21 protein-coding genes are annotated in these 20756 nt (G+C 69.6%); 17 read left to right on the top strand and 4 right to left on the bottom strand.

What is annotated here, in order from left to right:
• Nucleotides 1–32: 32 nt before the first annotated feature.
• The 7 genes from serA to G7B67_RS05080 all read left to right on the top strand — a co-directional run bounded on the left by serA (nucleotide 33) and on the right by G7B67_RS05080 (nucleotide 7587).
• The gene (serA, locus tag G7B67_RS05110; RefSeq protein ID WP_166208913.1) at nucleotides 33–1598 is read left to right on the top strand and encodes a phosphoglycerate dehydrogenase; all 1566 of its coding nucleotides are present in this window, start codon (nucleotides 33–35) and stop codon (nucleotides 1596–1598) included.
• The gene (locus tag G7B67_RS05105; protein ID WP_166208911.1) at nucleotides 1598–2242 is read left to right on the top strand and encodes a histidine phosphatase family protein; all 645 of its coding nucleotides are present in this window, start codon (nucleotides 1598–1600) and stop codon (nucleotides 2240–2242) included. The genes serA and G7B67_RS05105 overlap by 1 nt, the downstream gene beginning before the upstream one ends.
• 114 nt (nucleotides 2243–2356) lie before the next feature.
• Nucleotides 2357–3619, top strand: coding sequence for a bifunctional tetrahydrofolate synthase/dihydrofolate synthase (folC, locus tag G7B67_RS05100; protein ID WP_166208908.1), 1263 nt, complete (start codon nucleotides 2357–2359; stop codon nucleotides 3617–3619).
• Between the two features lie 83 nt (nucleotides 3620–3702).
• Nucleotides 3703–4686, top strand: a complete 984-nt coding sequence (locus tag G7B67_RS05095) for an SPOR domain-containing protein (protein WP_166208905.1) — start codon at nucleotides 3703–3705, stop codon at nucleotides 4684–4686.
• 17 nt (nucleotides 4687–4703) lie between these two features.
• Nucleotides 4704–5255 (top strand): CvpA family protein, encoded by a 552-nt coding sequence (locus G7B67_RS05090; protein WP_166208903.1) that lies wholly within the window; start codon nucleotides 4704–4706, stop codon nucleotides 5253–5255.
• Nucleotides 5256–5275: 20 nt separating this feature from the next.
• Nucleotides 5276–6745 carry an amidophosphoribosyltransferase gene (purF, locus tag G7B67_RS05085; protein WP_166208900.1) on the top strand — a complete coding sequence of 490 codons (1470 nt, stop codon included), beginning with the start codon at nucleotides 5276–5278 and terminating at the stop codon, nucleotides 6743–6745.
• A gap of 32 nt (nucleotides 6746–6777) precedes the next feature.
• Entirely contained in the window at nucleotides 6778–7587 is an 810-nt protein-coding gene (locus G7B67_RS05080; RefSeq protein WP_166208897.1) for a ferritin-like domain-containing protein, read from the top strand.
• A gap of 53 nt (nucleotides 7588–7640) precedes the next feature.
• Here G7B67_RS05080 and lpxH read toward each other — a convergent pair whose 3' ends face one another.
• Nucleotides 7641–8360: a UDP-2,3-diacylglucosamine diphosphatase gene (lpxH, locus tag G7B67_RS05075; protein ID WP_166208894.1), complete on the bottom strand. Its 720-nt coding sequence runs from the start codon at nucleotides 8358–8360 to the stop codon at nucleotides 7641–7643.
• A 96-nt stretch (nucleotides 8361–8456) separates the two neighbouring features.
• Between lpxH and gltX the strand changes: the two genes are divergently transcribed.
• The 7 genes from gltX (at nucleotide 8457) to G7B67_RS05040 (ending at nucleotide 15099) form a co-directional block, all read left to right on the top strand.
• A complete protein-coding gene (gltX, locus tag G7B67_RS05070) occupies nucleotides 8457–9857 on the top strand; it encodes a glutamate--tRNA ligase (protein WP_166208891.1) in 1401 nt (466 codons plus the stop codon).
• A gap of 219 nt (nucleotides 9858–10076) precedes the next feature.
• Nucleotides 10077–10559, top strand: a complete 483-nt coding sequence (locus G7B67_RS05065; RefSeq protein WP_166208888.1) for a transcriptional repressor — start codon at nucleotides 10077–10079, stop codon at nucleotides 10557–10559.
• A 378-nt stretch (nucleotides 10560–10937) separates the two neighbouring features.
• Nucleotides 10938–12389, top strand: a complete 1452-nt coding sequence (locus G7B67_RS05060) for a carbohydrate porin (RefSeq protein WP_166208885.1) — start codon at nucleotides 10938–10940, stop codon at nucleotides 12387–12389.
• Between the two features lie 78 nt (nucleotides 12390–12467).
• Nucleotides 12468–13388 carry a metal ABC transporter substrate-binding protein gene (locus tag G7B67_RS05055; protein WP_166208882.1) on the top strand — a complete coding sequence of 307 codons (921 nt, stop codon included), beginning with the start codon at nucleotides 12468–12470 and terminating at the stop codon, nucleotides 13386–13388.
• Complete coding sequence (locus G7B67_RS05050) at nucleotides 13385–14191, top strand: metal ABC transporter permease (protein ID WP_166208795.1); 807 nt, start codon at nucleotides 13385–13387, stop codon at nucleotides 14189–14191. The genes G7B67_RS05055 and G7B67_RS05050 overlap by 4 nt, the downstream gene beginning before the upstream one ends.
• 45 nt (nucleotides 14192–14236) lie before the next feature.
• A complete protein-coding gene (locus tag G7B67_RS05045) occupies nucleotides 14237–14716 on the top strand; it encodes a MerC domain-containing protein (protein ID WP_166208879.1) in 480 nt (159 codons plus the stop codon).
• A gap of 194 nt (nucleotides 14717–14910) precedes the next feature.
• Nucleotides 14911–15099 carry a 30S ribosomal protein THX gene (locus tag G7B67_RS05040; protein WP_166208876.1) on the top strand — a complete coding sequence of 63 codons (189 nt, stop codon included), beginning with the start codon at nucleotides 14911–14913 and terminating at the stop codon, nucleotides 15097–15099.
• Nucleotides 15100–15198: 99 nt separating this feature from the next.
• On the opposite strand, the gene hutI is transcribed toward G7B67_RS05040, so the two are convergent.
• Together hutI and G7B67_RS05030 are read right to left on the bottom strand one after the other, a co-directional pair.
• Entirely contained in the window at nucleotides 15199–16422 is a 1224-nt protein-coding gene (gene hutI / locus G7B67_RS05035) for an imidazolonepropionase (protein WP_166208873.1), read from the bottom strand.
• Nucleotides 16419–17756: a chloride channel protein gene (locus G7B67_RS05030; RefSeq protein ID WP_166208870.1), complete on the bottom strand. Its 1338-nt coding sequence runs from the start codon at nucleotides 17754–17756 to the stop codon at nucleotides 16419–16421. The genes hutI and G7B67_RS05030 overlap by 4 nt, the downstream gene beginning before the upstream one ends.
• 49 nt (nucleotides 17757–17805) lie before the next feature.
• Here G7B67_RS05030 and G7B67_RS05025 point away from each other — a divergent pair, with 49 nt between their 5' ends.
• The gene (locus G7B67_RS05025; RefSeq protein ID WP_166208867.1) at nucleotides 17806–19071 is read left to right on the top strand and encodes a formimidoylglutamate deiminase; all 1266 of its coding nucleotides are present in this window, start codon (nucleotides 17806–17808) and stop codon (nucleotides 19069–19071) included.
• A 60-nt stretch (nucleotides 19072–19131) separates the two neighbouring features.
• On the opposite strand, the gene G7B67_RS05020 is transcribed toward G7B67_RS05025, so the two are convergent.
• Nucleotides 19132–19662 carry a methylated-DNA--[protein]-cysteine S-methyltransferase gene (locus tag G7B67_RS05020; RefSeq protein WP_166208864.1) on the bottom strand — a complete coding sequence of 177 codons (531 nt, stop codon included), beginning with the start codon at nucleotides 19660–19662 and terminating at the stop codon, nucleotides 19132–19134.
• Nucleotides 19663–19716: 54 nt separating this feature from the next.
• Between G7B67_RS05020 and G7B67_RS05015 the strand changes: the two genes are divergently transcribed.
• A complete protein-coding gene (locus tag G7B67_RS05015; protein WP_166208861.1) occupies nucleotides 19717–20277 on the top strand; it encodes a YybH family protein in 561 nt (186 codons plus the stop codon).
• Nucleotides 20278–20384: 107 nt separating this feature from the next.
• Nucleotides 20385–20726, top strand: coding sequence for a hypothetical protein (locus tag G7B67_RS05010; RefSeq protein ID WP_166208858.1), 342 nt, complete (start codon nucleotides 20385–20387; stop codon nucleotides 20724–20726).
• Nucleotides 20727–20756: the final 30 nt, after the last annotated feature.

The raw sequence follows: 20756 nt of genomic DNA, 5'->3' as shown, positions 1-20756 counted from the left end.
GTGTCCGTGGTCCCCGACCACTGGAGCATGCGATGAAAGTGCTGGCTTGCGATGGCATCCACGACGACGGGCTCGCGCTGTTCCGCGACGCCGGCTGGGACGTCGAAATCTCCGACCCGCTGAAGGATCCGGCCGCATTGGCGAAGGCGCTGTCCGGCGTCGATGCGCTGCTGGTGCGCTCGGCCACCGCGGTTGGCGCGCCCGCGCTCGAACACGCCGGCGCCCTGCGCGTGATCGGCCGCGCTGGCGCCGGCGTCGATACCATCGATGTCGACGCCGCCACCGCGCGCGGCATCGCGGTGATGAACGCACCCGACGGCAACACCCTGGCCGCGGCCGAACATGCGTTGTCGCTGCTGTTCGCGCTCGCCCGCCACGTGCCGCGCGCCGATGCCGGCATGAAGGCCGGGCAGTGGCCCAAGGCCGGGCTCACCGGCTTCGAGCTGGAAGGCAAGAAGCTCGGCGTCATCGGCCTGGGCCGCATCGGCGGCACGGTGGCGCGCAAGGCGCGCGCGCTGGGGATGGACGTGGCCGCCTTCGATCCGTTCCTGCCGCCGGCCGCCGCGGGCCATGGCAGCGTGCCGTTGAAGACGCTGGATGAACTGCTCGCCTGGGCCGACGTCGTCAGCCTGCACATCCCGCGCACCAAGGACACCACGCACCTGCTCAACGCCGACACGCTGGCGCGGATGAAGCCAGGGGCGTACCTGATCAACGCCGCGCGCGGCGGGCTCATCGACGAAGGTGCTCTGCTCGACGCGCTGGACAGCGGCCGCCTGGCCGGCGCTGCACTCGACACTTTCGCCACCGAGCCGCTGCCCGCCGATTCGCCGCTGCGCGCGCATCCCAACCTCGTGCTCACCCCGCACCTGGGCGCGTCCACCGGCGAGGCGCAGCAGGCGGTGAGCACGATCCTCGCGCGCCAGGTCCTGGATTATTTCGCGACCGGCGCCGTTGCCGGCTGCGTCAACCTGCCGCCGCTGTCGGCCGAGGCCGCGCGCGAAGTCGGGCCGTGGATGCCGCTGATGTCGGCGCTGGGCAAGCTGTGCGCGCGCCTGGTGCCGGCGCCCGAACGCCTGCACGTGACCTATGCGGGCGACAGCGAAGCGCTCGATCCGCGTCCGCTGACGCGCCTGCTGGTGGCCGCGCTGCTCGGCACCGCGTCGGGCCGGGTGACGCCGGTCAACGCATTGCAGGAAGCCAGCGCGCGCGGACTGACCGTCGCCGAAACCGTCGGCGGCGATGGCGACGGTTTCGACCGCCTGCTGCGGTTGCGGGTCGAGGACGGCCGCGGACCCGCGCGCGAGATCGAGGCCACGCTGCATCGCGGCCCGCGTGTCGTGCGCCTGGACGGCGTCGAAATCGAATTCGATCCGCAATCGCACCTGCTGCTGATGCGCAACGAGGACCGCCCCGGGATCATCGGCCTGGTTGGTTCGCACCTGGGCGCGGCGGGCGTGAACATCGTCAACTTCTCGCTCGGCTCCAAGGGCGATGGCGAGGCGCTGGCGGCGATCACTGTCGATCGCGCGGTACCGGACGCGCAACTGGTGGCGCTGCGCAGCATCCCCGGCGTGCTGTCGCTGGAGACGCTCTGATGCGCATCCTGCTCGCCCGCCACGGCGAAACCGCGTGGAATGCCGAAGGCCGCTACCAGGGCCAGGAAGACATCGCGCTGTCGCCGGTCGGCGAAGGCCAGGCGCGTGCCCTGGGCGAGCGCCTGCGCGACGTGCGCGTCGACCGCGCCGTCGCCTCGCCGTTGTCGCGCGCGCTGCGCACCGCGCAGCTGGCCTTGGGCCCCGGCCGCAGTGACTTGCTGCACACCGACGCCGGCCTGATGGAAATCGCCCATGGCGACTGGGAAGGCCTGCTCTCCAGCGAGATCCGCGCGCGCGATCCCCAACGCCTGCGCGCGTGGCGCGAGGCGCCGCACGAGGTGCTGATGCCGCAGGGCGAATCGCTGCCGCAGGTGCTCGAGCGCGCGTGGCCGGCGCTCGCACGCGCCTGCGACGGCTTGGGCGATGACGACACCTTGCTGGTGGTGGCCCACGACGCGGTCAACCGCGTGCTGCTGTCCCGGGTGATGGGACTGCCGCTGTCGCGGCTGTGGTCGTTCCGGCAGGCGCCGACCACGCTCAACCTGCTCGAAGGCCCCGATGTCGATCACCTGGAGCTGGTGCGGCTGAACGACTGCGCCCACCACACGCCGCTGTTCGGCGAAGCGGTGCATCGCGCCCTATAGGGCGGGCTCAAGCCCGCCAGCTCCTGCGCGCCTGCGCGCAGCCGAAGCCGGCTCAAGCCCCCAGCTCCGTGCGCGACAGCCGAGGCGGGCCAGGGCCCGCCCTACAATAGCGACATGCCGAAATCGCTCGCAGAATGGCTCGATTACATCGAGCGCCAGCATCTACGCAACATCGAACTCGGCCTCGACCGTGTACGCGATGTCGCCACGCGGATGGGACTGCAGCGGCCGGCGCGCCGCGTGATCACCGTCGGCGGCACCAATGGCAAGGGTTCCACCGTCGCATTCATCGAAGCGATCGCCCGCGCGCAAGGCTGGCGCGTCGGCGCCTACACCTCGCCGCACCTGCTGGCCTACAACGAACGCGTGCACATCGATGGCCACGACGTCGGCGATGCACCACTCGTCGATGCCTTCGCGGCGGTCGAGGCCGCGCGCGGCGACATCGCGCTGACCTATTTTGAATACGGCACGCTGGCGGCGCTGTGGCTGTTCGAGCGCAGCGGACTGGACCTGGCGGTGCTCGAAGTCGGCCTCGGCGGACGCCTGGATGCCGTCAACCTCATCGATGCCGATGTCGCCGTGGTGACCACGGTCGACCTGGACCACATGGATTGGCTCGGTGCGGATCGCGAGGCGATCGGCCGCGAAAAAGCCGGTATCGCGCGTGCCAGCCGCCCGCTGGTCATCGGCGATGACGATCCGCCATCGAGCGTGCTGGGACATGCCTACGCGATCGGCGCGTCGGCGATCCGCGCCGGTTGCGATTTCTTCTTCGAGCCGCTCGGCGATGCACGTTGGCAGTGGCGCGAAGTAGGTTTCGATCTGGAACTGCCCTTGCCGCGCCTGGCTGCCCCGGCGCAGCTGCGCAATGCCGCCTGCGCGATTGCCGCCCTGCGCGCGCTGGACGCGGACATCGACGACGCAGCCTTCGCCCACGGCATCGCGCAGGTGCGGCTCCCGGGACGCCTGCAGCGCGTCAGGCGCGGCGAGGTCGAAATCATCATCGACGTGGCCCACAACCCGCAGGCCGCGCGTGAACTGGCCGCCTGGTGCGGGCAGGTGCCCGCCAGCGGCCGCACCCTGGGCGTGTTCGCCGCACTCGGCGACAAGGATGCCGCCGGGATCGTCGATGCGATGGCCGCGGCGGTGGACGCCTGGTACCTGGGCGGCCTCGACGGTCCGCGTGGACTGGCCGTCGTCGACTTCGCCGCCCGCCTGCAGGCGACCGCCGCGGCGCATGGCGAAAAATTCGCCACGGTCGAGGGGGCGCTCGACGCGGCCCTGGCACAGGCACGTGCGGGCGATCGGGTGCTGGTGTTCGGCTCCTTCCACACCGCCGGCGCCGCGTTGCGGGCGTTGCAGGCGCCTGTCTGAAGGCTGCACGCCCGGCTGGCGGCCGGGCAGGGGCAGGGCGCGCCACGGTATAATTCGCGGCCTTCCGTTGACCGTGAGCGCCGATGGATTCCCGATTGAAGCAGCGCCTGGTCGGTGCCGCGGTGCTGGTCGCCCTGGCGGTGATCTTCCTGCCGATGCTGGTGCAGGGGCCGGCGCCGGACAGCGGCGTGTCCAACGTCCCGCTGTCGATGCCGGACACGCCGCGCGTCGACGTGGAAACCCGCGACCTGCCGCTGGTCGCGCCGGGCCAGGCGCCCGAAGGCGGCGCTGTCGGCATGGCCACGGCGCCCGCCACGACCGCCGCATCGTCGGCGCCCGCAGCGGCGTCCTCGATCGCTTCGCCCGCGACCACCGCCACGACGCCCCCGGCAACAACCGCCGCAGCGCCTGCAACCGCGCCGGCGACGTCCGTGCGCTCCGCCGCGGCGGCGCTGCCGGCAACCACGGCGGCTGGTGACTACGCCGTCGCCTTCGGCAGTTTTTCCACGATCGCGGCGGCCGACAGGATCGTCGCGGCGCTACGCAGCGCGCAGCTGCCGGGCTTTCGCCAAGCGACGACTGCCAACGGAAAACCGGCCTGGCGCGTGCGCATCGGGCCCTATGCCACCCGCGCCGAAGCCGAGTCCGCCCGCCTGCGCGCGACCCACGTGCGCGACGATCTCGGCGCGCAGGTCGTGACCCTGGATGCGGCCGGTGACGTCGCGCCGGACGCCAGCACGCCACCGGCAACGAGCAAGCCATCCGCCGCGAAGCCCGCCACCGTGGCCGCGAAGCCCGTGACGACCGCCGCGCCGGGCATCACCACCCACACCACCGGTTTCGCGCTGCAACTGGCGGCCTACAGCAAGCCCGAGGATGCCAACGCGTTGCGCGATCGCCTGCGCGCCGCCGGCTTCAGCGCCTTCACCGAAACTGTCCGCACGGACAAGGGAGCGTTGACGCGCGTGCGTGTCGGTCCCGTCGCCACGCGCACCGACGCGACCCTGCTCAAGGATGAAGTGAAAGCCAAGCTCGGCCTGGACGGCGTCGTGCGGCCGCATCCCTAGCGACCGGGCGCGCCGCGATGAACGCCACCGACCTGCTGCTGCTCGCGATCATCGCGGTGTCGACGTTGCTCGGACTGCTGCGTGGCTTCGTCGGCGTGCTGGCGTCGGTGGCGGCATGGACGCTGGCGGTGTGGGCGGCGTTTCGCTTCGGCGCAAGACTGGCGTTGTTGCTGGCCGGCGGCGCGACCCCCGGGCCGACGCAACTGCTCGCCGGTTACGGGGTCAGTTTCCTGGGCGTGCTGGTGTTCGTCGGCCTGATCGGTTGGTTGTTGCGCAAGCTGCTGCAGTCAGTCGGCTTGTCGGGCATGGATCGCGCGCTGGGCGCGGCGCTGGGACTGGCGCGCGGCGGCTTCGTCGCCTGCCTGCTGGTGCTGCTGATGGGCTTCACCGCGCTGCCGCGCGAAGCAGGATGGCAGCGCTCGCGCGTGGTTCCGGTGCTGCTGCCGGGCGCGCAATGGCTGCGCGGCTGGCTGCCTGGCTGGGCCGCGGCGCGGGTTGACTTCGGCGGTTCGACGCCATATTCCATTGAGTCCGGCAACGCATTTGCGTTGCCGCAACCAGGCGCCTGAGGCGTCCCCGGAGCAGCGACATGTGCGGCATCATCGGCATTGCAGGCAACACCGACGTCGCGGCGGCGCTGTACGACGGCCTCACCGTGCTGCAGCACCGCGGCCAGGACGCGGCCGGGATCGCCACCGCCGACCGCGCGCACCTGCACGTGCAGAAGGGCAACGGCCTGGTGCGCGACGTCTTCGACAGCAAAGCGATGAGCCTGCTGCCCGGGCGTGTCGGCATCGCCCACTGCCGCTACCCCACCGCCGGTAGCGAGGGGTCGGACGAAGCGCAGCCTTTCTACGTCAATTCGCCCTACGGGATCGCGCTCGCGCATAACGGCAACCTGATCAATACCGACGCGCTGCGGCGCGAGGTGTTCGAGCAGGACCGGCGCAACGTCAACACCGAGTCCGATTCGGAAGTGCTGCTGAATGTCTTCGCCCACGAGCTCGATACCCAGAAGACGCTGAGTCCGGAAGCCGCCTTTCGCGCCATCGAAGGCGTCAACCGCCGCGCCAAGGGCGGTTACGCGGTGGTGTGCACCGTGCTTGGACTCGGCTTGGTCGCGTTCCGCGATCCGCATGGGATCCGCCCGCTGGTGCTTGGCAAGCGCAGCACGCCCAATGGCGACGAATACGCGGTGGCATCGGAATCCGTCGCGCTGGACATCCTTGGCTTCGAGCGCGTGCGCGACGTCGAGCCGGGCGAGGGCATCGTCGCCACCGCGCGCGGCGAGCTGTTCGCGCAGATGTGCGCGCAGCCGCAGCAGCACGCGCCGTGCATCTTCGAGTACGTCTATTTCGCGCGTCCGGATTCGATGATGGACGACATCTCGGTGCACAAGGCGCGCATGCGCATGGGCGTCAAGCTCGGCGAGAAGATCTTGCGCCTGCGCCCGGACCACGACATCGACGTCGTCATACCGATCCCCGACACCTCGCGCGACGCCGCGCTCGAGATCGCCAACGTGCTGGGCGTGAAGTACCGAGAGGGCTTCATCAAGAACCGCTACGTCGGCCGCACGTTCATCATGCCGGGGCAGGGCGAACGCGCCGCGTCGGTCAAGCGCAAGCTCAATCCGATCCCGCTGGAGTTCAAGGGCCGGGTGGTGCTGCTGGTCGACGACTCCATCGTCCGCGGCACGACGTCCAGGCAGATCGTGCAGATGGCGCGCGACGCCGGCGCCAAGAAGGTGTACCTGGCCTCCGCGGCGCCGCCGGTGCGCCACCCCAACATCTACGGCATCGACATGCCGTCGGTCGACGAGCTGGTCGCGCACGGCCGCAGCGAGGACGAAATCCAGCAGATCCTCGGCTGCGACTGGCTGATCTACCAGGACCTCAAGGACCTGGAGGACGCGGTGTCGGGCCCGAAGAAACTGATCGAGCGCTTCGACTCCTCCTGCTTCGACGGCGAATACGTGACCGGGATCGAGCCGGGCTACTTCGAGCGCATCCAGCAGCTGCGGTCGGACGAGGCGAAGAAGACCCGGCGCGCGTCGTAGTCGCAGCGGGAGCGCGCAACCGACGGCACCCTTTGCAATCCGTGGACTCCCTCTACGCCGCTGCCCATGCCTGCCTGTCGGCTTCGGCACCTGATGACAAGATCGCGCTGACGTTCGCCGCCGCCGACGCATATGCGCGCGGTGCGCTGGCGGTTGGCGTCGACGATCCGCTTCCCGAGCCCATCCGCATGCCCGGTCGGCCGGCACTGCCGCGCCTGGTGCATCCGCGCGAGCTGTCCAAGCGCGGCCTTGGCTCGCCGCAAGGCCGCGCGGCGTTCATCCATTCGATCGCGCACATCGAACTCAATGCGATCGATCTGGCCTGGGACGCCGTGTACCGCTTCCGCGGCCTGCCGGAACGGTTCCTTGCCGACTGGGTCGGCGTCGCCGCCGACGAAGCCCGGCATTTCCAGCTGCTGCGCGCGCGCCTGGGTGATTTCGGCCATGGGTACGGCGACTTCGATGCCCACAACGGCCTCTGGGAGATGGCCGAAAAAACCGCGCATGACGGCCTGGCGCGGATGGCGCTGGTGCCGCGCGTGCTCGAAGCGCGCGGGCTGGACGTCACCCCGGCGATGATCCTCAAGCTTCGCGCCCTCGGCGACGAGCAGACCGCCGGCATCCTCGAGCTCATCCTGCGCGAGGAAGTCGCCCATGTCGCTGCGGGCTCGCATTGGTTCCGCTGGTATTGCGAATGCGCCGGCGTCGACCCCAGCGTGCGGTTCCGGCAATTACTGGACGAGTACGCCCATGGAAGCCTGCGTGGGCCATTCAATCGCGATGCCCGGCTTGCAGCGGGCTTCGACGCGGGTGAGCTGGAGATGCTGGAAGGGTTGGGCTAGGACGGGCGCTGTTGCACGGCAGGGTCGCGATCCGGGCCTGCGAACCATGGACGCTAGAGCGACGACAACCGTGCGCCATCCGCATCGACCCGCAACACCGAGCCCTGTTCATACCAGTCCCCCAGCACGATCCGCGTCCCGCCCCGGTGCGCATGCACCGCTGGACGATGCGTGTGGCCGTGGATGATCCGATCCACGCCAAAGCGCGCGAACGTCGCTTCGACCGTGTCCTGGGTGACATCCGTGATCGCGTCCATCGCGCCCTGCGCCTTCAGTTCCGACTGTCGCCCCTGGCTCGCCGCGCGTGCCTGTTGTGCGAACGCCAGCCGCGCGGGCAAGGGCTGGGCCAGGAACTGCTGCTGCCACGCCGGATCGCGTGTCTGTGCGCGGAACTGCTGGTAGGCCACATCGTCGCTGCACAAGGTGTCGCCGTGCATCAGCAACGTGGGCGTGCCATGCAGCGTCACGACGGCGGGATCGTTGAGGATCGTCATCCCGGCGCGACGCGCGTAGGCATCACCGAGCAGGAAGTCGCGGTTGCCGCGCATGAAGTACACCGGCACCCCGGCATCGGCCAGGCCGCGCAGCTTGCCTGCGACCAATTCCCCGGCCTGCGAGGGATCGTCGTCACCCACCCAGGCTTCGAACAGGTCGCCCAGGATGTACAACGCCTCGGCCGAATGCCCCTCGTCATCGATGAAGCGACCGAACAACTCGGTGATCTGCGGACGTTCGGAGTCCAGGTGCAGGTCCGAAATGAAAAGCGTCGTCATCGCTCCATTGTAAAGCGGTCGCCGGCCGCGATTGCCGGCCACCGCGGCCGCCGCCGCTTCCTGCGATAAAATCCGCGTTTTGACGGATCCCACCGCATGTCCTGCCGCACCCGTTTCGCGCCCAGTCCTACCGGCTACCTGCATATCGGCGGTGCGCGCACGGCGCTTTACTGCTGGCTGGAAGCGCGCCGTCGCGGCGGTCAGTTCATCCTGCGGATCGAGGACACCGACCAGGAGCGCAGCACGCAGGCGGCGATCGACGCCATCCTGCAGGCCATGGAATGGCTGGGGCTGGATTACGACGAAGGCCCGGTCTACCAGACCCAGCGCCTGTCGCGTTACCGCGAAGTCGCCGAGCAGATGGTCGCCGCCGGCAATGCCTACTACGCCTACGAGACCAAAGCCGAGCTGGAGGCGATGCGCGAGGCGGCGATGGCCGCCAACGAGAAGCCGCGCTACAACGGCGCGTATCGCGATGCCAACGCTGGGTTCCGCGACGACCCGAATCGCGTCATCCGCTTCCGCAATCCGCTCGACGGCACGGTCGCCTGGGACGACAAGGTCAAGGGCCGGATCGAGATCGCCAACAGCGAGCTCGACGATCTCGTCATCTTCCGCTCCGACGGCTATCCGACCTACAACTTCGCGGTCGTCGTCGACGACCTGGACATGCGCATCAGCGACGTGGTGCGCGGCGATGACCACGTCAACAACACCCCGCGCCAGATCAACATCTATCGCGCACTGGGCGCTGACGTCCCGCAGTTCGCGCACCTGCCGATGATCCTCGACCCCGAAGGCGCGAAGCTGTCCAAGCGCACCGGCGCGGCCGACGTCATGCAGTACCGCGACGCCGGCTACCTGCCGCACGCGCTGCTCAATTACCTGGTGCGGCTGGGCTGGTCGCATGGCGACCAGGAGATATTCTCGATCGCCGAGATGACGTCCCTGTTCGACCTCAAGGACGTCAACGCGAAAGCATCCCGGCTGGATCCGGCCAAGCTCGGCTGGCTCAACCAGCAGTACCTGAAGAACGACGACCCGGCCGAAGTCGGCAGGCACCTGGTGTGGCACCTGCAGCACTGCGGCTACGACCTGGCCGCGGGCCCGGCGCCTGCGGACATCGTCATCGCGCTGCGCGATCGCGTGCAGACGCTCAAGGACATGGCCGAACGCGCGGCGGTGTGGTTCCAGCCGTTGCAGACCTACGACGAAGTCGCCGTCGCCAAGCACCTGACGCCGGCCTCGCAGGCGCCGCTGGCCGATGCGCGCGGGCGCTTGGCGCAGCTGGCTGCATGGACCGCGGAAAACGTCAGCACCGCCCTGCACGCGACCGCCGAAGCGCTGGGGCTGGGCATGGGCAAGGTCGCGCAACCGCTGCGGGTGGCGATCACCGGCACCCAGGTCAGCCCCGACATCGCGCAGACCGTCTATCTCGCAGGGCAGGGCGAGGCGCTCAAGCGCATCGATGCGGCATTGGCGCGAATTCCAGGTTGATCGCGCTCGAGATCGCGCTTTATTCCTGATGCCGCCAGATCGCGCCGGGTCGATTTTCCCGGATTGAACTCCGGCGCCATGCAGCCTTGCGCGGGACGATGCTGTGTTCGATGAACGGACGCGCATCGCAAACCCGCCGGCAACCACGTTTTGCGGGATTTGCCGCAGAAAAGGCAACCGGCGCTTGAGTCTGGGTACGCCAAACACCATCATCGCTGCATGAAAGGCCACGCCTGCATCGATCCCCTGCACCACGTCCACGACGCCTCCGGATTCGTGGCGGCCGTCGAGCGCGCGAGCCTGGAGCGCGGGCTGCGATTGACGCCGATCCGCGCGCGCGTGCTCGGCCTGATCGCGGAAGCTGGGCGGCCGCTCAAGGCCTACGACCTGCTCGACCAGGTGCGCGATGGCGAGGGTGCCGGCGCGGCTGCGCCGCCGACCGTCTATCGCGCGCTGGACTTCCTGCTGGCCAACGGCTTCATCCACAAGCTCGAATCGGTGAACGCCTTCGTCGCCTGCCACCATCCGAGCACCGCGCAGCATTCGGTGCCGTTCCTGATCTGCGATCGCTGCCATTCGGCGGTCGAACTCGAAGACGCCCAGGTCGTCGCCGCACTCGACGAACGTGCCCGCGCGTTGGGCTTCGTGCCGCAGGCGCAGACGCTAGAAGTCCACGGCCTGTGCGCGCGCTGCAGCGGCTGAACCGTCCGGCTCGCGGCGTTCCCATCGCCGCAGCACGTCGGCGAACGTAGCCCGGGTAAGCGCAGCGCACCCGGGGCTTTCCGCCAATGACGGAGAAGCCCGCCGGTGCCGATTTCCGCCCGGCGCTCCCCGGTGCGCTTTGCTCACCCCGGCTACGTTCCTGAGCCGTCGGGTCATCCCCGCCCACTGCCGCTGGGCTGCGTAGCCCGGGTAAGCGCAGCGCACCCGGGGCTCTGCGCCAATGATCGAAGAAGCCCGCAGGATGCCCGTTTCCGCCAGGCGTTTACGGTCCTGGCCCACGGCACGGGTGCCATTGGTCATGTGGAGCGCGGCGTTCTTGGGTGTTATGTTATAACCTTCCTGAATGGATCCGGCCCGATGAAGAGAACCGTGCTTGGCCTGTGCCTACTGTCGGCACTGGCATCCCCCGTCTACGCCGCCGGTGCTCCGGCCCGCACCGAGGCGCAACGGATCGCGGCGCTGGAAGCCCAGGTCCAGGCCTTGCAGACCGAGCTGGAGTCGATGAAGGCGGGGGCCGTCACGGTCGTCCAGGCCCCGGCCGCAGGCAGCGAGGAGGCCGCCGCCAGCGCCGTGGCGGCAACGGCGCCGGCTGGCGACACCAGCGGATCCGAGACCACCGGATCCGATTCCACCGCCGCCGAACTCGATGCGCTTGCCGCCAGTCCGCAGGACGCGGCCGCCAGTGACACCGCCCAGGTCGCCGCGCCGTCCGCGGGCGGTGGCGACAGCAATGCCAACGCCTTCAACCCCGCGATCAGCGTCATCCTCAACGGCAGTTACTCGCACCACTCGCTGGATCCGGCGGGCTACCAGCGCACCGGCTTTCCGCTGGCCGGTGAGGGCGCGCCGAGCGCCAAGGGCATTTCACTGGGCGAAAGCGAACTGTCGCTGGCGTCCAACATCGACGACAAATTCTTCGGCCAGCTGACCTTCACCGCCGAGAGCGAGGACGGCGCGGATCACGTCGGCGTCGAGGAAGCGTTCATCGAGACGACCTCGCTGCCGGACAACCTCAGCGTCCGCGCCGGCCGCTTCTATTCCAACATCGGCTACCTCAACAGCCACCACGCGCATACCGACAACTTCTTCGATCGCCCGCTGCCCTACCAGGCGTTCCTCGGCAACCAGTACGGCGACGATGGCGTGCAGCTGCGCTGGGTCGCGCCGACGTCGATGTTCCTGGAGCTGGGCGGCGAGATGTTCCGCGGTGCGAACTATCCCAGTGGCGGCGCGCAGGACGGCGGCATCGGTGCGCGCACGCTGTTCGCCCACGTCGGCGGCGACGTGGGCACCAACAATTCGTGGCTGGCGGGCGTGTCGATGCTGCGCACGCAGGCGGCCGGCGCCGAGGATGGCTTTACTGGCGACACCACGCTCTACATCGCCGACGGCACCTGGAAGTGGGCGCCCAACGGCAATACCAAGGATGGCGGCATGACCCTGCGCGGCGAGTATTTCGTCGACAACCGCGATGGCGCCTTCGCCGATCCGACCGATCCGTCGGTGAGCACGCTGTGGAACGGGCAGCGCCGCGGCGCCTACCTGGAAAGCGTCTATCGCCTCAACCGCAGCTGGGACATCGGCTACCGCTACGACCGGCTGTGGTCGGATGACGGCAATCCTTTCGTCGCGGGTAACGATGGCTTCGATCCCTATCGCCACAGCGCGGAGATCACCTGGCGCAACAGCGAGTTCAGCCTGGTGCGCCTGCAGCTGAGCCACGACAAGCCCAACCCCGTCGACAGTGACAATGCGGTGACGTTGCAATACCAGACCGCGATCGGTGCGCACGGGGCGCACAAGTTCTAGGGCGCTTCGCTCCCGCGCAGGCGGGACTGACGAAAGCAAACGACCAACCAGATTCGATTCGCGAGACGAGGTAATGAAATGAAGCTCTTCGCCATCCCCGCGCTGCTGCTTGCCGCCGGCGTTTTCTCCGCCCCGGCGCATGCGCAACTCAAGGTGTTTGCCTGCGAGCCCGAGTGGGGTTCGCTGGTGCATGAGATCGCCGGCGACAAGGTCGACGTCAAGGTCGCCACGTCCGCACTGCAGGACGTGCATGTGGTCGAAGCGCGGCCGAGCCTGATCGCGCAGGTGCGCTCGGCCGACCTCGTCGTCTGCACCGGCGCCGAGCTCGAGATCGGCTGGCTACCGATGCTGATCCGCCAGGCCGGCAATACCAACATCGCGCCGGGCACACCGGGCTATTTCATGGCCGATTCGCAGGTCAAGCTGCTGGAGAAGCCGTCCGCGGTCGATCGCGCCAACGGCGACGTCCACCCCGACGGCAATCCGCACGTGCAGATGGATCCGCGCCGCATCTACGTGATTTCCAAGGCGCTCGAAGCCCGCCTCGCGCAGATGGATCCGGCCAATGCCGCCACCTACCAGCAGCGGCTGGACGACTTCGACAAGCGCTGGCTGGCGGCCATGACCAAGTGGAAGGCGCAGGCCGCGCCGCTGCGCGGACGCAAGGTCGTCGTGCACCACGTCAGCTGGGTATACCTGTGGGATTGGCTCGGCATGCAGGAGATCGGCGCGCTGGAACCCAAGCCGAGCGTGCCGCCGACCGCGGCGCACATGTCGAGCCTGATCGCCACCACCAAGGCCAGCAACACGCTGGCGATCGTCAACGCCGCCTACCAGGACCGCAAGCCCGCCGAATGGCTGAGCGAGCGCACCGGCGTGCCGGCGGTGACGTTGCCCTTCACCGTGGGCGGCGACGCGCAGTCGAAGGATCTGTTCGGCCTGTTCGATTCGACGATCGCCAAGCTGCTCGCGGCGACCCATGCGGGAGCGGCGAAGTGACGCTCAACTGGGAAGGCCTCGACATCTCCATCCTCGGCCCGGCCTGCGTCGCCGGACTGATCGTGCTGTCCACGCACGTGCCGCTGGGCAAGCAGGTGCTGTCGCGCGGGATCATCTTCATCGACCTTGCGATCGCCCAGATCGCCGGGCTCGGCGTGATCCTCGCGCAGTTCCTCGGCTTCGGCGACCAGGGGTACGCCGTGCAACTGGCGGCCGCGGTCGCCGCGCTGCTGGGTGCGGCGCTGCTGTCGTGGACCGATCGTCGCTGGCCCGAATACCAGGAGCCGCTGATCGGCACCCTGTTCGTGCTCGCGGCGACCGGTGGCCTGCTGCTGCTGGCCAACAACCCGCAGGGCGGCGAACACCTGAAGGACCTGCTGGTCGGGCAGATCCTCTGGGTCAGCTATGCGCAGCTGATCCCGGCGGCAGTGCTGTCGGTGGTGCTGCTGGGCTTCCTGTGGCTGCGGCAGGGGCGGCTGACCGGGATGCTGTTCTACGGCTTGTTCGCGCTGGCAATCACCGCCTCGGTGCAGCTGGTCGGGGTGTACCTGGTGTTCGCCAGCCTGATCGTGCCGGCGTTGGCCACGGCCGGGATGCGTGGGCGTGGTCGGCTCGCCGCGGCCTACATCGTCGGCGCCCTGGGTTATGTCACCGGACTGGTGCTGTCGGCGGTGCTGGACCTGCCCAGCGGCGCGCTGATCGTGTGGACGCTCGCCGGTTGCGCGCTGCTGGCGCAGTTGGTGCCGGTGGTGCGGCGCTCGCATCCGGCGCATGTCGCGCCGGAAGTGGTCTTCGACGCCTGAGCCTTCACACCGGAATCGCGGCGGTCGAGTGTTACAATATAACGCATGAAGGATGAAGTCCGCCCGCGGTTCCGGCCTGCCGGACATGCACCGCACCCGCTGCTCGATCGCCTTGGCGCGACGGGGTCGCTGGTCTGCGCCGTGCATTGCGCGCTGCTGCCGCTGCTGATCGCGCTGCTGCCGTCGTTCGGCATCGCCGCGTGGCTGGGGGAGGATTTCGAACGCGGGTTCGTCACCTTCGCGACCCTGCTCGGCGTGTTCACCCTGGCCTGGGGCTATCGCCGGCACCGCGTGGTGCGGGCGCTGGGCCTGCTGGCGCCGGGCCTGGCGGCGCTGTGGCTGGGGGTGCTGTACGCGCCGCTGCACCACGCGACGTTTGCCCATGCCGTGACGATGACTATCGGCGGCACGCTGGTGGGCCTGGCGCACCTGGCCAACCTGCGCCTCAACAACCGGTTCTCGCGCCGCGACGGGCACGTCCACAGCGCCACCTGCGGGCACGGGATGCTGGCGCGGCTGCGTTGAGCGGCGCCGGACGGGCAGGGATGCCAAGGCGGCACCGGCGCATTGGCCAGCGCGACGGGTCGAAAGCGTCCAGCGGCAACGACCGGGCCGCCGCCGCGGTCCGGGCGGCCGCTTCGAGCGTCGATCCACGGTAGAATCCGCAACTTCGCGCACGCGGCATCGCGTGCGGACCACATGATCCAGGAGTCAGTTCGATGGGCAAGGGCGACAGCAAGACGGCCAAGGGCAAGCGCGCCACCTCCAGCTACGGCAACGCGCGTCCCCACGCGGCGCCCAAGGCGACCGGCAGCTACGCCGCCCCGGCGGTGAAGAAGACCGCGACCAAGACCGCCACCAAGGCACCGGCAAAGAAGGTCGTGGCCAAGAAGGCCGCCGCCAAGTAAGCATCGCGCCCAGGCGTGATCGAAAGCCCCGCCAGCGCGGGGCTTTTTGTTGGGGGTCACTCCGATTGCAGCCTGGCTCCTGCCGGATCAGCCGCTCGTTCACACCAGGCGCCTGCCGCCTGCGAAGACCGTGGTCGCCAGTTGCCCGCCCAGCCAATAGCCCAGCTCTGCCGGGGCATCGATCCGCCAGTGCACGAAATCCGCGCGCAGGCCCACGCGCAACATGCCGCGATCGTGCAATCCCAGCGCGCGCGCGGCATGCCGGGTGGCGCCGCGCAAGCTGTCTTCGGGCGTCATCCTGAAATGCGTGCACGCCAGTTGCATCGCCTGCCGCAGCGACAGCAACGGCGACGTCCCCGGATTGCAATCGGTCGCGATCGCCATCGGCACGCCGTGCGCGCGCAGCAGGTCCAGCGGCGGCAACACCGTTTCGCGCAGCACATGGAACGCGCCGGGCAGCAGCACCGCCACCGTGCCCGCCTGCGCCATCGCGCGCACGCCAGCTTCTGATGTGTGCTCGATGTGGTCCGCCGACAAGCCGCCGAATTCCGCCACCAGCGCCGCGCCGCCGAGGTCGCTCAGCTGGTCGGCATGCAGCTTCACCGGCAGTCCGAGCGCGCGCGCGGCCTCGAACACCCGCCGCGTCTGCGCCGGCGTGAAGCCGATGCCTTCGCAGAAGGCATCCACCGCGTCGACCAGCCCTTCGGCGTGCAGCCGCGGCAGCCAGTCGACCACCGCGGCGATATAGCCGTCGGCATCGCCGGCGAATTCCTGCGGCAGCGCATGCGCGCCAAGGAAGGTGGTGCGCACGCCGATGCCCAACTGCTCGCCGATCCGGCGCGCGACGCGCAGCATCTTGCGTTCGTTGTCGAAGTCCAGCCCGTAACCGGATTTGATTTCCAGCGTGGTGACGCCGTCACGCAGCAGCGCCTGCGCCCGCGGCAGCGATTGCGCCAGCAACGCGTCCTCGCTCGCGGCACGCACCGCGCGCACGGTCGACACGATGCCGCCACCGGCACGTGCGATCTCCTCGTAGCTCGCGCCCCGCAGCCGCTGCTCGAACTCGACCGCGCGGTTGCCCGCAAACACCACGTGCGTATGGCAATCGACGAGGCCCGGCGTGATCCAGCCGCCATGGCAGTCGACGACTTCCGCAGCCAGCGTTGCAGGTGCATCCGGCAGCCCGCTGCGCGGACCGACATAAGCGAGCAGCCCATCGCGCCATGCCATCGCCGCGTCCTCAATGGCGCCGTAACCGTCATCCGCAGCGACCGTCGCCAGGCAGGCCCCCACCGCGATGCCGTCGTAGCGGAACCCGCTCATCTCGTTTCCTTGTCGTCGGCGACAGGCATGGGCACGCCTTCAGCGGCGAGCAGCCGCAACGCGAGCTCCTTGTACACCGGCGTGTGGCACACCAGCAACGACGCGCTGCGCGCGAGCAGCACCGTCGCCAGGATCGGCAGCATCATGTCGCTGTTGTCGGTCAGTTCCATCGTGATCACGGCGGACGTCAGTGGCGCCTGGGTCACGCCAGTGAGATAGCCGCACATGCCCAGCAGCACCACCGCCGTCGGATCCACGCCCGGCAGCAACGCGGCGATGTTGTGGCCCAGCCCCGCACCCACCGCCAGTGCCGGCGAGAACAGGCCGCCGGGAATCCCCGCCAGGTAGGACACCAGGTTGGCGGCGAACTTGAGCACGCCAAAGCCAGCGCCGACCGTCGCGTGCCCCTGCAGCAGTTCGCGCGCCTGCGCATAACCGGTGCCGAAGGCGCCCGCGCCGAGCGTGATGCCCAGCAGCGCCAGCACCACTCCGCACGCCGCGGCCAGCAGCACCGGATGCCGCTGGCGCAGGCGTCCCAGCCAACGCGGGCGGCCTTCCATCGCCAGCAGGAGCAGGCGGCTGAACATACCGCCGGCCAGGCCGCACAGCGCGCCGCAGGCCAGCACCGCGAGCCAGCCCTGGCCCAGTGGCAACCCGGTCGAGACGGTGCCGAAGTAGGTGTAGTTGCCCAGCAGTCCCAGCGACACCACGCCGCCGACGATCACTGCCGTCAGCAGCGTGCCGGAGAAGCGGTGTTCGAACGCACCGCTGAGTTCCTCGATCGCGAACACCACCCCCGCCAGCGGCGTGTTGAACGCCGCCGCGATGCCCGCCGCACCACCGGCGAGCAGGAAGCGCGCGCTCTGCTCCGGATCGCGGAAGCCGAAACGCGCGCCCAGCGAATGCATGATCGCCGCGCCCACGTGCACGGTCGGCCCCTCGCGGCCGATCGACGCGCCGCCCAGCAGGCCGAACACCGTCAGCGCCATCTTCGACACCGCCACCGGCAGCGACAGGTTGCGCATGCGCCAGTCTTCCGGCAGGTCCAGGCCCGCGATCACCTGCGGGATGCCGCTGCCGCGGGTGGTCTGCAGGCCGCGCGTGGTGATCCAGGCCAGCAGCGAGAACATCGCCGGCGTCAGCAGCAACGCCCACCAAGGCGAATGCGCGACGACGCCGCGGAAGACCGAGAACGCGGCATCGCTGGCCTTGGCGAACACGATCGCCGCCAGGGCCACCGCGATGCCGCCGCCCCACAGCGCGAACCGGCGCTTCCAGTGTTCGCCCGACAGCAGCAGCGCCAGTCCGGCCTTGGGTTCGTCGTGGTGGGCCATCGGCGGATTCTCGCATGCGTCGCCCGCGCGCCTGCCGCAGAATGCGCGGATGGAAACGACCTCGATGCGGTGGACCCCCTCGGGCTGGCAGGCCGACGACAGCGGCGCGGGTTGGCGCGTGCCCGGCATCGCCAACCTGCATTCGCATGCCTTCCAGCGTGCGATGGCGGGCCTGGCCGAGCGGCAGACGAACCCGGAAGACTCGTTCTGGACCTGGCGCGAGACCATGTACCGTTTCGCCGCGCGCTTCGATCCCGACACGCTGCATGCGGTCGCCGCGCAGCTGTACGTGGAGATGCTGGAGGCCGGCTACACCAGCGTCTGCGAATTCCATTACCTGCACCACGCACCCGATGGCCGTCCGTACGCGGATCCGGCGGCGATGTCGCAGGCACTGGTCGCCGCCGCGCGCGCCACCGGCATCCGGCTGACGCTGCTGCCGGTGCTGTACATGAGCGGTGGCTTCGACGGCCGCCCGCTGGGCGAGCGACAACGCCGCTTCGGCCACGATGTCGACGGTTTCCTCGCGCTGCTCGAGCGCCTGCGCGCGGAACAGGGCGACATGCTGCGCATCGGCTGCGCGCTGCACAGCCTGCGCGCGGTGCCGGCCGACCCGATGGGCGACGTGCTGGCCGCGTTGCCGGCGCAGTCGCCGATTCACATCCACATCGCCGAGCAGCTGGGCGAGGTGCAGGACTGCCTCAACCTGCGCGGCGCGCGGCCGGTCGAATGGCTGTTCGGGCACGCGGCGGTCGACCGGCACTGGACGCTGGTGCACGCCACCCATCTCAACGACGCCGAAGTGCAGGCCATCGCCCGCAGCGTTGCCACCGTGGCGATCTGTCCGACGACGGAAGCCAACCTCGGCGACGGCCTGTTCCCGTTGCGCGCGTACCTCGACGCCGGCGGCGCCTGGGGCATCGGTTCGGATTCGCAGATCTCGGTGTCGCCGGTCGAGGAACTGCGCTGGCTCGAATACGGCCAGCGCCTGGCCACCCACCATCGCAACATCGCCGTGCGCCCGGATTGCGACAGCGTCGGCGAAACGCTGCTGCATGGCGCGCTCTCCAGCGCGCGCAACGCGACCGGAAATCCCGCCGTCGGCGATGACCTCGTCACGCTGGATGCCGCCGCGGCGCAATTCGCAGGCATGACCTCCCATGACGCGGTGGACCGCTGGATCTTCAGCGGCAATCGGAACCTCGTGCGCGATGTCGACGTCGCCGGCATCAAGGTCGTTGCCGGAGGCCGCCATCGCGATCGCGAAGCCGTCGCCGCGGATTACCGCAGGGCGATGTCGAAGCTGCTTGCCTAGGGCGCGAGCCTTGCCGCTTCGCGCGAGCGGCGGTACCCGCAAGCGCTGCCACGCACCTCGTCAGGCGCCGGCAGCCGCAGGCCCTCGCGGCACGGCGGCCGTGAACAGGTCGTTCGCCGGCAACGCTCCTTCCAGTTCAAGCAGCCGGCGCTTGACCGGCAAGCCGCCACCGAACCCGGTGAGGCTGCCATCGGCGCCGACCACGCGATGGCAGGGCAGCACGATCGGCAGCGGATTGCGGCCATTGGCGGCGCCGACCGCGCGCGTCGCCGTCGGCATCCCGAGCCGGGCGGCCAGTTGCCCATAACTGATGGTGTCGCCGTAGGCGATGTCGCGCAGCGCCAGCCACACCCGTTGCTGGAAGACGGTGCCGCGCGGTGCCAGCGGCAGTTCGAACGCCTGCCGCCGGCCATCGAAGTACGCGTCCAGCTGCCGGCGCGCCTCGTCCAGCACCGCGTCCCCGCCGTCCTGCCAGTCACCGTCGGCCCGATGCGGACGGCGCGGGTTTTCGAACTCGACCAGGCACAGCGCCGCGCCATTCGAAGCCAGCCGCAACCTGCCGACGGGGGAGGCCATCCGGATCTGGTGCATGGGCACAGGCTAGCGGCAAAATCGGGCACCGGCATTCCGCCCGGGGAGCGACCCATGCCCATCCGATCGAGCGTCCTGTCCGTCGTCCTGGCGTCGGCTCCGTTGCTGGCCGCGGCCGCGGCCGCCGATGCCCCACCGTCGCCGGCGCCGCCGCAGGCCCGCATGAGCGCCGCCGAATGCGAGGTCTGGGCGCGCGAACTGAGTTTCGCCCAATCGGTGGCCGACCACGACGCGGCCGCCTTCGCCGCGCACCTGGAGCCAGATGCCGCGTTTTCGGTCGAGGCGCCCGAGCCCCTGCGCGGCCGGGACGCGATTACCCGCGAGTGGGACGGCATCATCCACGGCACAGACGTGCTGCTGAGCTGGTATCCCACCCGCACCACCATCGCGGGCACCGCCGACATCGCCTCGTCGGCCGGTCCGGTGCTGGTCGAGGACACCCGGCCGGGGGCCAGGCAGCACTACCGCATCGGCACTTTCCACTCGGTCTGGCACCGCGGGCCGGATGCGACCTGGCGGGTCATGTTCGACGGCGGCGGCCAGCGCCCGGTCGCGGCGACCGAGGCCGAGGCGGCGGCTTTCAAGACCGGCCAGACAGCCATCTGCCCCCAATGACGCCGGTCTGGCCGCGGCTGACGGCTGCCTAAACACGCCCCCGGCGGTCGCGGCCGGTACATGCCGCGCGGCGTATAAACCAGTGTCGGAACCCTCGGAGGCGGCCCATGAAACGTTTACTGCTTGCCAGCGTGCTCGCGGGCCTTGCATTCGCGGCATCCGCCCAGTCCACCGTCGGCGTGGCGACCCAGCCGACCGCCCATGATGACGTCCATTCGAACGTCACCGCACGCGACATCCGCGACCACACCTGCCTGAGCGATACCGGGTCGCGCATCACCAGCATCAAGAACCAGCGCGCGCGGCGCGCGGCCCAGGCCCGCAAGGCCCCGACGGTGGAGGTGCATTGCGCCAGCTTCGGCCGCGCCTACGACCGTGACGACATCCAGGGCACCGGCGCCATCGACCTGGCCGATGCGTTGCGACGGCTGGATCCCGCGGTCCGCTGATCGGCCGCCAGCTCGAAAAAAAGCCCGGCG

The organism is Cognatiluteimonas telluris (assembly GCF_011320095.1).
GTDB classification, from domain to species: Bacteria; Pseudomonadota; Gammaproteobacteria; order Xanthomonadales; family Xanthomonadaceae; genus Cognatiluteimonas; species Cognatiluteimonas telluris.
The sequence above is the reverse complement of the archived record's forward strand: the minus strand, read 5'-3'. Positions and strand labels throughout refer to the sequence as shown.